13 protein-coding genes are annotated in these 12,029 nt (G+C 59.2%); 1 reads left to right on the top strand and 12 read right to left on the bottom strand.

The window, feature by feature from the left end; translation table 11 throughout:
- Positions 1-243: 243 nt before the first annotated feature.
- The 5 genes from AC0NIH_RS20840 to AC0NIH_RS20820 form a co-directional block, all read right to left on the bottom strand.
- Complete coding sequence (locus AC0NIH_RS20840; RefSeq protein WP_473469772.1) at positions 244-366, bottom strand: hypothetical protein; 123 nt, start codon at positions 364-366, stop codon at positions 244-246.
- A 20-nt stretch (positions 367-386) separates the two neighbouring features.
- Positions 387-665: a hypothetical protein gene (locus tag AC0NIH_RS20835; protein ID WP_473469771.1), complete on the bottom strand. Its 279-nt coding sequence runs from the start codon at positions 663-665 to the stop codon at positions 387-389.
- A 625-nt stretch (positions 666-1,290) separates the two neighbouring features.
- A complete protein-coding gene (locus AC0NIH_RS20830; protein ID WP_023780923.1) occupies positions 1,291-1,494 on the bottom strand; it encodes a hypothetical protein in 204 nt (67 codons plus the stop codon).
- Between the two features lie 346 nt (positions 1,495-1,840).
- The gene (locus AC0NIH_RS20825) at positions 1,841-2,632 is read right to left on the bottom strand and encodes a hypothetical protein (protein ID WP_473469769.1); all 792 of its coding nucleotides are present in this window, start codon (positions 2,630-2,632) and stop codon (positions 1,841-1,843) included.
- Between the two features lie 594 nt (positions 2,633-3,226).
- Positions 3,227-3,451, bottom strand: a complete 225-nt coding sequence (locus AC0NIH_RS20820; RefSeq protein ID WP_474025044.1) for a hypothetical protein — start codon at positions 3,449-3,451, stop codon at positions 3,227-3,229.
- 448 nt (positions 3,452-3,899) lie between these two features.
- Between AC0NIH_RS20820 and AC0NIH_RS20815 the strand changes: the two genes are divergently transcribed.
- A complete protein-coding gene (locus AC0NIH_RS20815) occupies positions 3,900-4,205 on the top strand; it encodes a hypothetical protein (RefSeq protein ID WP_473469462.1) in 306 nt (101 codons plus the stop codon).
- A gap of 798 nt (positions 4,206-5,003) precedes the next feature.
- Here the strand turns inward: AC0NIH_RS20815 and AC0NIH_RS20810 are convergent.
- The 7 genes from AC0NIH_RS20810 to AC0NIH_RS20780 form a co-directional block, all read right to left on the bottom strand.
- The gene (locus AC0NIH_RS20810; RefSeq protein WP_473469464.1) at positions 5,004-5,219 is read right to left on the bottom strand and encodes a hypothetical protein; all 216 of its coding nucleotides are present in this window, start codon (positions 5,217-5,219) and stop codon (positions 5,004-5,006) included.
- An 83-nt stretch (positions 5,220-5,302) separates the two neighbouring features.
- Complete coding sequence (locus AC0NIH_RS20805; protein ID WP_224687932.1) at positions 5,303-5,536, bottom strand: hypothetical protein; 234 nt, start codon at positions 5,534-5,536, stop codon at positions 5,303-5,305.
- 1,638 nt (positions 5,537-7,174) lie between these two features.
- Entirely contained in the window at positions 7,175-8,095 is a 921-nt protein-coding gene (locus AC0NIH_RS20800) for a phosphorylase family protein (RefSeq protein WP_473469466.1), read from the bottom strand.
- A gap of 14 nt (positions 8,096-8,109) precedes the next feature.
- A complete protein-coding gene (locus AC0NIH_RS20795; RefSeq protein ID WP_473469468.1) occupies positions 8,110-8,901 on the bottom strand; it encodes an ABC transporter permease in 792 nt (263 codons plus the stop codon).
- A complete protein-coding gene (locus AC0NIH_RS20790; protein WP_473469470.1) occupies positions 8,894-9,781 on the bottom strand; it encodes an ABC transporter permease in 888 nt (295 codons plus the stop codon). Before AC0NIH_RS20790 ends, AC0NIH_RS20795 begins: the two co-directional genes overlap by 8 nt.
- Positions 9,778-10,815, bottom strand: a complete 1,038-nt coding sequence (locus tag AC0NIH_RS20785; RefSeq protein ID WP_473469495.1) for an ABC transporter ATP-binding protein — start codon at positions 10,813-10,815, stop codon at positions 9,778-9,780. The genes AC0NIH_RS20790 and AC0NIH_RS20785 overlap by 4 nt, the downstream gene beginning before the upstream one ends.
- A 36-nt stretch (positions 10,816-10,851) precedes the next feature.
- Positions 10,852-12,000, bottom strand: a complete 1,149-nt coding sequence (locus tag AC0NIH_RS20780) for an ABC transporter substrate-binding protein (protein ID WP_473469472.1) — start codon at positions 11,998-12,000, stop codon at positions 10,852-10,854.
- Positions 12,001-12,029 lie beyond the last annotated feature (29 nt).

The raw sequence follows: 12,029 nt of genomic DNA, 5'->3' as shown, positions 1-12,029 counted from the left end.
ATCACCGACCTCAGTTTAGCTGGGTCTTATGTGCGGACTCGACCGTTGAATGGAAGCGCCATTCTCTACCCTTCAAAGCCGCTGCCGCTTATCTATCAATCGGGCCGGTTTCGTCTTGTGCTCACTACCCATGTCTAGGAACACCGTGCTTCAGCTTATTGCCGCTGTCATCTTCGTTGTCATTCTTGTCGGCATCCACCAGGGCCTTGGCTGGATTCTCGACCAGATGATAATCCAATTCATCTACGGCGCCGCTTCGGCGTCGATCGTCATCCTGAGCGTGTTCGCCGTCGCCTTCTGGATGGAAGGTTCGGTCGAGGAAAGCAAAAGCGCCCGCGCGACACGATCGACCTGTGACTGTTGCAAGCGGGAGCCTTGGCCGGCCTTCATGAGTGCCGCAAGGACGGGACTCTGCTGACCACTTGTGAGTGCAGCGGCCATCTGAAAAATTGCTTTGTCATTTCCAGCGGGTCGATCTGCCAGCCCCAGCCTGCCCAATAATATTCGATCGTGTGAACGGGCCGACGATATTTGAAGCGTTCGGTTCGTCCTCTGGTTGCCAACCGCTCGCTGTTCGATCGCCCGAGCAGCCTTTGCGCCATCCGCAATTCTTGAGCGTCCAGGCCGGTGAGCGCCGACAACGGCTTCCCGCCTGCCAGCAGCAAGGCTCCCCTCTAGGCCCCCCTGAAGTTCTCCCGAGGTATGGCCTAGGGGATCCGGTACTCAGTTGTCCAGCTCATACGCAGCGAGGAGCATCCCTTCCTCGATAGCAGCCAGCCTGAAGAACCTCCTGGCCTCCTGGGCTTTCGCATTGCCCTCGATAGTGGCGCTTGCTGCTGACCCGTCAGGCGAATCGCCCGTATGAGAGCCTGCTCTTCAGGTCGTTGGCGTTGAGGAGTATCACCAAGTCAGTCGCGTAGGTGACGTCCAGGCCGACCGCTGGGTGACCTTCGGGCTCCGCTGGTTTGCCGGTGTGTCGGTCGACCACCGACCACCCCTTCGGGTCCCTCTTTAGTTCGTACCTTGGTTCCATGGGACGATACGTTGTGCTTCCGATTAAGCTCGTCAAGCTTGGACCGCTGCTCCTCGGAGAGATCCGGGTCTGCAGGGAATTTCAGCAGTTGGAAGATGTAACGACGCAGGGTCTCAGAAGTAATCCACTTCCGAATGAGACGCGATATAGCCTGCTGTTGCTCGGTAGACAGTTCTTGCATGGTCGGCCTGCACGGTTGCACTGAGCCCAACCATTGGTGGCCTTGATGGTTCCCTGATTGGACTGCCTCAAATCGGCTATTTGAGTTCCAACGATTGCGCGAGTTCGTCACCGCGCAGCCCAGCCTTGTAGCGGGCAATCAGCGCCAGGGCCGCCGCTTCAGCTTCATGGCTTTGGCGCTCTATCCCGCGCAGCAAACAGAGTTGGTCCATCATTTCGTACAGAAAGGTCAGATCTTCAGGTTCAAAGACGCTGTCTTTCGCGAGGCGTGCTATCGGCATGTAATCCCCTGCCCCCGATTTGGCGGATCATTTGAGCGGCCTCGCGTGAATGTCAACTCGGACTAAAGCCCGACCGATGGTGTCGGAATTAGTGCAAATCTCTGCGCGGGTGATCGGAGCCAGGCAAGGCTCAGGCTAGCCAACTACATGGAGGGTTTTAGAGACGAGCCGCGAGCGTTAGAAGCTAAGAATGATCGAGTGCGGGTCCCAGAATATGGCGACCTTCTCCGATAGCACCGGCAAAAAGCCCGTCGCTTGCGGGAGACGGGCTTTCTGACTGGCCGAAGGCTAGGAGAGTGTCATACCGCCTTACGGCTGGTTCGCACTTCCGTCCCGGCTGTCCAGGTCAACGGCCGCCGATCAGTAGGCAGAGCTGGCGCAGGTCGCGGTCATAAGTCTCTTGGCTGCCAAGCACGTCTACGCACCGCTTCTTCATGCGAGCCAACTTGCCATCCGATATATTAGCGACGGCACTGGCTACTTTGGGACCGGTCGGATTGCTCGGGTTGCTTGGGCTGCTCGGACTGTGTCCGACGCCGATGCCGAGAGCCATATTGACGCCGTTGCCAATGCCTACACCCGCCCCAGTACCAACGCCGCTCGTGCCGCCCACGGTTGTACCCAATCCGGCCGTCACACCGTTCGTTCCGCCTACCCGCGCACCGGCTCCGGCATTAATACCGCTGGAGCCGCCGACCGACGCCCCGAGACCGGCATTGACGCCGCTTGAGCCACCGACCGAAGCCCCTGCCCGCAATGTATTGGGGCCACCGATCTTTGCGCCAATTCTAGCCTTCAAAACCTTCGGGCTGCCCACCGTCGCAGCGGCTCCGGCACTGATGCCATTGGTGCCACCAACTGATGTTCCGAGGCCGGCGTTCACGCCGCCTGCCCCTGCAACCGAAACACCAGCACCGGCATTGACGCCGCCCGCGCTACCGACCGAGGCGCCGACGCCAGCGTTCACTCCGCCCGAACCGCCGATGGAAGCACCCACCCCGGCATTCACGCCGCCGCTCCCACCGACCGAGGCTCCGGCTCCGACGCCTATCCCGCCCGCATACGCCGGCATGCACATAACTGCAATCATTGCACCACTCGCCAATGCTTTGGCGGTTCTCGCAAGGATACTGGCCATGACACTCTCCTGTGGCTGTCTAACTAAGTGCAGCAAGCGCAGGGCCCGCTACTCACATTAGTACGCGCTAAGGTGCCACTTCGTTGCCGAATAGACAGGATATTCGGCGGCATAGTGTCCTTTGCATATAGGACAACGATAAGATTTTACTTAATTACTTGGGAATGCAGGCCCAGGGCTGGTCGAGGTGTTCAGCCGGTGCCCCCACTCATCAGCCGGCTGCCCGGTGAACACGTCGAACACCGTCCAGCTCCCATCCGGGTCTCGCCTCAAGTCGTACCTCTGCTGGCTCATGAGGGTAATTTAGGGCTTCCTGATGAGCCTGTTCAATGGCGTCGAGGAGTGAGGCTAACGTCGGCGGCAACTCAGGTTCGACCTCCAAACCGAAGGCCCTCCGAACCTGACGACGGTTGTCCTCGTTTCGGATCAGTTCTTGAAGAGAGCCGGCGACGGTCTTGTGGCCGGCTTTGTCACGTTTCGCCAAGGGAGCCCCCATGAGTCCTGGCGCCTATAACTTATTGTCGGACAAATGGTTCCATTGCGGGTCGGAATTGCGATCCGCTGATATGATAGGTTTAAACAGCGGGCGCTGGTCTACTCGTGCAGGTCGAAGAGGACGGCTTTCCCAGTCTGCGCAGCGATTTGAACCACCTTTTCACATAGTGGGTTGTCGTGGCCGAGTTCGTCCAGATCGCCCTTTAGGTCAGGGCGCTTCGTTCGGATGAATGCGATGGCCTTCTTAAGGGAGACGATATCGCCCTGAATAGCCTGGTCTATCGCTTGTTGTATGACGTCGTCGGACTTCAACAGGCGTTCCATCCACGTGACCTCCCAATCAGTGGCATATTGGGAGAACCTGCTGAAAAACCAAATCACATTATGGGGTCGGAATATTTGGTAAAAATTTCTGCGTCGGTGATCGGATAATTGGGCCGCGCGCCGGCCCCCGTGGGGGTGCCTCCCGGCCGTCATTGATCCGCGCCCGCTTGGGACATGATGCGCGCTCTGGGTTCGCTGCTCGCCATTCTCGACCGTGTATTCAGTCCACGCGTCCCTGACGACCCGCTCAGCAATTCGTCGGTGGCTTTCCTTCATCTGGAAGCCGGGCAAACTATCGGGCTGTGAAATCTGCCGCTCTTTCCCGGAGACCCTCAAGGGAAGCGTCGCGGCTCGCCGAGTCGTGCCGGCTAACAATCCAGACAGGACCCAAAGTGTGCAAACGATGTTTATTGAACGAAGGGCATCTTACTTCCTTGGAGAGTTGAACATGAAAACCACCCTGATTCTGGGCGCGCTGGCGCTTTGCTTGGTCGCTTCCATTGCCTCGGCGGATGCGATCGTTCTCACCACGAACCAGCACCGCCATCACCATCGTGCGGACGCTGTCGTCATCAATGAGGACGGAGCTCGCCTCCATCATCGCCGTCATGGCACCGAGGCGTTTTACGACAATGGCAATCGCCATTATTGGCGCAGACATCATCGTCCCGATACCATCATCATTAAACGTTCGGACGACCGCCCGATGCACCGCCGGCATCGTCACGTCGTGATCGAGAACAACGACTACTAATCCCGACTCCGGACCCGGCTCTCAGATCGGAGCCGGGTCACACGGCGCTGCCTCCGGGGCGCTGACCCTGTCCAGATCGCAGCCAAAGCTCGCGCTGATCGGAGTTGTGGAACTCGCGAAGTTCGCGGTTGATGGTGCCCCCCTCAAAGCCTGCGCGCTGCATCTGCCCGCCCGGTCGCACGATCTGCTTCCAGCAATTCGTGGCAGCGGCGCCCCGCTTTGCCGAAAGCACCTTGCTAAATCGGCATGCCGCAGCAGTTGCCGGGGCCCCTAGACTGATCTCTCCAGTCCTCGCGTGACGAGGTTGAAGCCGCGCCGGTTCTCCGCTGCCTTCGCCACGTAAGTCGACATAACAGTGGACATCTCCCGCAAACAGGCCAGGTTTCACCTGTTCGCTAGACGAATGGCGGCACGCAAGCCGAGCGTCGCGTAGCCACTGCCGACCGTGTGTTCCCAGAAGTGCGGCAGTTCCGTTGCCGGTCCTTGGCAGCGTCATCGAGTTGGCGCCGGCGAAGCCGTTTCAGCAGTTCACGTGATCCCGCAATCACCTGTAGGATGTGATCCACATCCGGGCGAAATGCGTGGGCTCCGACCATTGAATTGTGCTGTGACTGGAAAGCGGCTTCGACAACCGCCCGAGCGACTCTTTCCATGATGATCGGATACCTCGGGCTCGGCGCACCGTTCCAGATCGGGAAAGCATTCCCCATGTGCTCGACATCGCCGGGATGAGCAAATTCGAAACGCCGCACCATGTCCGGGATTGTCGTTTTGACGAAAACGAGCCCACACATGAGATCACCAGCCTGCCGTTGCGGAAGACCAAAATGGGAACGCGTCGGGAACGAGTGAAGCGGTACCGATCTTTGGTTCGCGGTGATCCATGGCCTCGGCGATGACGTCGAACACGCTGGGCACTTCGTCAATGATTTCCGTGGTGGCGATGCCGGCCTCATCGGCCGCTTTCATCGCGCTATCCGCAAGGTCGCTGATCGCAACCGGATCGTCAGTCATTGCGTCGGCAGTTTTTCTGCTATCCAACGGTCGAGGAATTAATGCCGCGCGTGCTGATCGAGCACATAAGCCAAAGCTAAGAGCTAGGTTCCGGAGTCAGGACGGTCGACTGCTGTTTCGTCCACCTCCGCTTCCATGCTGGCGCTCATCGGCTTGGGCTCGCTGCCTAGTGGCACGCCGTCGAAGCCATGCAGCCAGGCTTCGGCGTGCTCGGTCCAATAGCTTGGCACGGCGCGTTCCTTGCCATCCTTGTGCGCCTGCTGACCGTACATCCAGGCGTACGTGACGCGCTCCTGATCCTTCTTAGCCAATGCCATCGTCGTCCTTCCAGAAATCGCGCAGCATCGCTTGGTGCAACGTCTCTTCGTTTTTAGGGAAGCGCGCCTTCGCCTGAAAGGCCCGCCTTCAGCCACTCGGCTTTTTGCTTTTTGAGGCCCTTCGGCGGCGGCGCACCGACCTTGCCCTGGACGCGATTCCAGAGCGCCTGGCCTTGAAGGTAACAAAAGCGCCGCCCGTGTAGCGGCCCTTGTCGGCCATCAGCACATCCGAAGCTATCGTATGCAATTCAAACGGTAGGGTTCCTGTCCTGCAAAGTACCGCGTCTTGATGCCACGGGCGATGGACCTGTTTCGACCATATGTCCTTTCCATCGGGGATCTCACCTACGGCATCTCAAGCCGGAAACCCTCCACACGATCCGGGTTGCGAGGGCGTCCTGGCCGCCGCAAGTGCGATCCGCTATGAGCTGCCAACAAAACCTCAATCTCTGGCGCTTCCTAAGGAAAACTCTAGCAACCTCTAGCAGGCGGCTGCTTGGAAAACGCAGCGATGATCGCCTCGAGCGATACATTCAATGCGCTGGAAAAGGCCCTGCCCTTCTGCCAAATCGCCACGTAGTGATACAGCGCGGATGGTTCCACAGGCTTTATTCCCAAGTGAAACGCCGCGTATTCGCGTGCAATGATCTCATTAGTTATCGAAATGCCTAGGCGAGCCTGTATTCCACGGTCGCACAAATCGTTAGCTTCTGATGCTGGCACCGCGATTGCAGCGCCATTCGATCATCAAAGCAGGTGTCATAGGAGATGGCTTGTTGTGGGACGTATGGGGCCGTTAGGAGTTAGAGGACGCCCCTCCGTACCGGCGCAACTTTGTGGAACACGGATGCCTCGCGGGTCTTCAACTGCATAGAAGTCCTGTGAGCAATGGCAGGCCGGGTTCAATCGCGATACTGCCCCCCGCCGCCAGCCTGAATGTTCAAATACCGTGCGCAAGCAATTGTCAGCTTTCGGGAGACGATGAAGTTAGTTTGTATGACCGTTGTTGGGCGCAAGGCTGCTGTCCGCCAGAAATGGAGATCTGTGTCCAGTCAAAACCCGCCTATTCGCACGTCGTTACCGCCGATCACCGCACTCATCACTGGGATTCTTTCAGAGTAAGAGCATCTGCACTACGTGTCGCTGGTGTTAACGAGCAGGAGAATTTAGCTCCCGGATGAGGATGAGCGTTTGCCCTTACGCTGCACCGCTTCCGGGAAACGATCAGATGTACGAATAACTAACAACAGCTCTCGATAGCCCACTTTTGCGGCGGATTCGGGTTAACCCGCTGAAATCTAAGAATCTTGGTGGGCCCGGAGGAGTTTTGGAAAAGACGCTAAATCAAGCAGTTAGGAACTAGTGGGACAGCAAAGCGTTCAAATCTGCTCCGATGTTTTTCGATGTTCTTGTCCCACCTACAACGCTGCATTTCGCCCGATGAACGCCTCACTCGCGCTATCTCGCGAACATCGTGACGGTGTTCAGTCCCTCATTGGAAAGGCGCGGTACGAGCAAGGAGCGTCTCGATGGGGTCGGAAGCGGGCCCGGACGATTCGGGCATGGGACCTTCAAGGGCGGACTCTCAGTTCGGCGAGCATCACCGCAAGTGAACGATGCAGACTCTCTCGCTGCTTTTCAGAACCGGGTAGAACGCTCTGCCGGTTGGGGCGACTTCAAGCCGTGGCAAGAGCATTCAGGATTAGCCGGAAGACACGCCGCGGTCTCCAGCGCCACCCGCGAGGCTGTCATGGAGAGGCTCGGCAACACGTCCTCCTGCAATAATGCCTGGCGATTGCGGTCCATATAGTCGTTGAAACCTGCCGTTACGAACGCAAGAGGCACGAAACACGCTCCAATTTCGCGCGACAAGGTGGCCTCAGGGGCGATCGAATGGTTGAGCACATCCGCCCCCAGGTTTCGAAACGCCAAGGCTTCGGCCGGGGTGGTCAGCCGCGGACCGTAACAGTGGCCAGCGACTAACTGCTGCTCGATGCCATGAACGCGGCATTCGGCTGGCCAATGACGGCGGGCGGTTTCGACCAGAACCGCTGCACATCTTGGACATACCATCTGTTTGCCCGAGCAGTCGAAGCTCTGGCGGCCGGGAAGCAGTGAAAACGGCGTCTGCGTCAGTTCGATGATATCGGCGTTCACCACCATGTCGCCGGGCTTGATCGCCTTGTTGACGGCGCCGATGGTCGAGCAGGACAGCACTTGCTTTACACCCGCTTCCATCAAGACCCAGAACGCGCGGCGGTGGCAGGAATGGTCTATATGATCGCGGGGATTGCCGTGCGAATACATGCACAACGCACGCTTGGTGTTGCCTTCGGCGGTAATCGAGGCATCGAACTCGAGAAGCTTCCAGTTGTCTGAACGACCGAAAGGCGTTTCAAAACTCATGTCGCGCCGCAACGTGCGCACGCCCAAGAATTCGACATCTTCCGGGAAGGCAAGCCCCCAGTTTGCCGAGCCGGTGATGATGGCCAGCCCCACCTGAGGGATGTCCGTTGAATGATACGCCGGAGCAACGGCTGCGTGATGGTTGTGGGGCATGTTTCCAGTCTCTGTCAGGATTTTTGGCGAAGGCTCACGATCAGGACAGCGATCAGGACGATGACGGTCCACAAGGTCGAGATCGCCGCAATAGTCGGATCGATCTGATCGCGCAGCGACAGGAACATGAGCTTCGGCAGCGTGCTGTTTTGACCGCTGGCGACGAAGATCGAAATAACGGACTCGTCGAGTGACGTCAGAAAGGCCATCAGCGTGGCCGACAACAGACTGATCTGAAGTTGCGGGACGATTATCCCGCCTATGGCTCTCGCCCAGTTCGCGCCGAGGCTTCGCGCCGCCTGCACCTGGTTCCAGTCAAAGCGGGCCAGGGCCGGCAACAACACAATGCAGGCGACAGGAATGGCCAGCACCACATGCCCGACCAGCACGCCGAACAGCGTTCCGACCAGACGTTGCGCCGCGAGCACAAAGAAGAGACCGATCGCGAGCAGGATGCCCGGCACAATAGACGGGGTGAGCAGAACGCCCTGAATGGTTGCGGCGGCCTTTCCGCCGAGCCTGTTTATTGAGATGCAGGCCAGCAGCCCCAAGGGCACTGCGAGCGTCGCCGTCAATGTCCCAAGGATCAGGCTCGTTCTGAGCCCGGCCATCCATGTCGCCGAACCGAAGAAATTCTCGTACCAGCGCAACGAGTATGCGCGCGGCGGAAACTCGAGGAGATCGGACGCTGAAAAGGAGAGCGGCACGACCACCAGCGTCGGCAGCATCAGGAACGCCAATATGAGCGCGCAAAAGCTCCACAGGAGGATACGGGCCAGGCTGTTGTCTGGATAGGCTTCAAGCATGGGCTGTACCGACTTTGCGCCCGGCAATCAGCCGCTGCGCAGCCAGAAACATCACCCCCACCAAGGCTATCAAGATGAGCAGCAGAATGCCCAGGACGCTCGCCGATCCCCAGTCCTGAAAGGTCGACAGCGTGCGCTCGATCCGGATGGAGAGAGGATTTACCTTGCCGCCGCCGAGCACCGCCGGCGTGATGAAAAAGCCTATGGTGTAGATGAAGACGATCAATGAGCCCGAGAAGATACCGCCGGTCGAAAGCGGCAGGATGACGGTGCGGATCGTTTGCCCGAGCGTGGCGCCCATGCTCGCCGAAGCGCGGACAAGGTTGGCGTCGATATCGCGCATCGCGGCATAAACGGGCAGCAGAAAGAGCGGCAGCATGTAGTGAACCATGCCGATGAGCGTCCCGGTGAAGTTGTAGACCAGCGGCGATGGCTCGGCCGTCAGGCCTGAACCCGTCAAAGCCGCGTTGATCAGGCCATCGCGCCGCAATAGGACGAGCCAGCCATAGGTGCGCACCAGAATGGAGGTCCACAAGGGCAGCATCACGAAGGCCATCAGCAAATTGGCCACCCTTGGTCTGGCGCTGGCCAGGGCGAGCGCCAGGGGGGTACCGAGAAGAATGCAGATCGCCAGCGTGCCCAGGGACAGTTCAACGGTTGTGACCAGCGCCGACCATGTCAGTCCGCTCGAAAGCACCTTCTCGTAGTTGCCGACCGTGTACTCGCCCGCCGTGGTCAGGAAGGATTGCCGGATAATCCATAGGATAGGCAGGATCGCCGCCAGTCCTACGATGAACAGCGCAGGCAGTGAAAGCGAGAGGAAGAACCGCCGCTCGCGTCGAGCGTCTGCCGCGAGAGCAGGATCGGCAAGGAAGGTCACGGCACCGCTCCCGGTATCGCGTGAACTTTCGCTGCTGGTGCATAGGCGGTCACCCGCTGACCGGCGGCAAGGTCGGCGCAGTCTCTGGCCAGCGCCGCCGGAATGCAGACAAGGACTTCTTGCCCGCCGTCAAGCGCCAGTGTCAAAAGCCAGTTCTCACCGCGAAACGCCTTGGCGCGCAGCATTCCCTCAAGCGCCACTCCGTCTCGCCCGACGAGGGTCGCATCAAGATGAAAGCTTTCCGCGCGGATCATCAGGGTCTCGCGTGACGCATCGGCGCCGTCGATTCTGCGTGCTGCTCCTGGGGCCACAATGTTGGCCTCGCCCATGAACTCCGCGACGAAGCGGGTCGATGGACGATCATAAATCTGCTGTGGCGTATCGATCTGCTGAATGCGGCCGGAGTTCATCACCGCAACCCGGTCTGACATGATCAGTGCTTCGCGCTGGTCATGCGTCACATAGATGGTGGTGATCCCGAGATCATCGTGCAGACGTCGGATCTCGTACTGCATGGTTTCGCGCAGATTCTTGTCGAGCGCCGACAACGGCTCATCCATCAGCATCACGCGTGGCTCGAAGACGATCGCCCGCGCCAACGCCACCCGCTGGCGCTGGCCGCCGGACAATGCGGCGATGTTGCGCTCCGCCAGGCCGTCCAGCTTCACGCGGGCCAAAGTGTCGAGCGCCCTCTGGCGGGCCTCGGCTTTCGGCGTTTTGCGCAGCACCAAGGGATACTCGACATTTGCCAGAACGCTCATGTGTGGAAACAGGGCATAGTTCTGGAAGACTATGCCGATGTCCCGCTTGTTGGGGGCCAGGCGAGTGATGTCGCGATCCCCCAACAAGAGTTTACCGCGATCGGGCCGGACAAAACCGGCCAGAGCCATGAGCAACGTGGTCTTGCCCGACCCGGACGGCCCCAGCAGCGTGAGGAATTCGCCAGCCTGAATGTCGAGTGAGACATCGTCCAGCGCGACGTAAGATCCATAGGCCTTGCGCACGCCGTCGATGGTGATCGGGAGCGACTTCATCATGTGCTGCAACCCTGGAGTTGACGAATTCGAGGCTCAGCGGTTCATCATTTCATCGAAGGCCTTTTGAGCGGCCTCGCCGTTCTTGAGCCACCAGTCGGCATTTGAGAACACCGAAGTGCCTGCGTTTTCAGGCGCGGTCGCCAGGGTCTTCAGACGGTCTTTGGGGATAAGGCCACCCTCATAGCCGGCAGGATTGACCGGTCCATAGGCGATGAAATCGGTCAGCTTCGCCACGCGGGCGGGCTGTGTCATCGCCGCGATGAGCTTCATGGCCGCTTCCTTGTTCGGCGCCCCCTTCGGCACCGCGAGGCAGTCCGTGCCGATGACGGAACCCTTGAACGTGTAGTCGGCTGCGCCGCCATCCGCTTTCACGGTCTGGGCTCGTCCATTCCAAGTAACCAGCAAGTCCGCCTCGCCATCTTTCAGCATTTGCGCGGACTGCGCTCCCGAGGTCCACCAGACCGAGACATTCGGCTTGATCGCTTCAAGCCGCTTGATGGCGCGATCCAGACCCTCCGGCGTGCTGAGCACGGGATAGACGTCGGCCGGCGACACGCCGTCGGAGAGCAGCGCGATCTCTATCAGATCCTGCGCATTGGCGCGCAGGGCGCGACGGCCCGGGAACTTGGCGACATCCCAGAACTCCGCCCAGGTCTTCGGCGGGTTCTCGCCATAGGTCTTGGTGTTCCACGACATGACGGTGCCATAGGAGTCGAACGGATAGCAGTAGTCGGACTTTGCGCCTTCCGGCACGGACTTTGGATCGATGATCTTGTAGTCGAGCGGCTCCAGCAGCGACTGTGCGGCTGCCTGCGCACCTTCCGGTGAGCCCAGGTGGATGATGTCTGTCGAGACCGCGCCCGAGGTGACTTGCATCTTGAGCGCTGCTAGGCCGTCGCTCTGCGTCTCCTCGCGAACATCATAGCCAAGCTCTTTTGCAGCGGGGGCCCACATGGCCTCCTTTATGGCGTTGCCATAATCACCGCCTGCGGTGGTGATGGTGACCGTCTGGGCCGAAACGGGGAAGGCAACGGTGACCGCAATTGCGGCCAATGAAATGCGTAGCCAAGACATATGTTCTCCTCCCTGGGATTTATAGAAATGGCGCTCAAAAGCGCTATTTTTGTTAATCGTAACGTTACGATTACATCCAAAGACAATGGAGTCAAGTTGCTTTAGCAAGAGCTTGGATTGACCGTGAGTTGGAATCC

The sequence above is a fragment of the Mesorhizobium sp. WSM1386 genome, from assembly GCF_055901595.1.
This window is presented reverse-complemented; position numbering and strand designations above follow the sequence as displayed.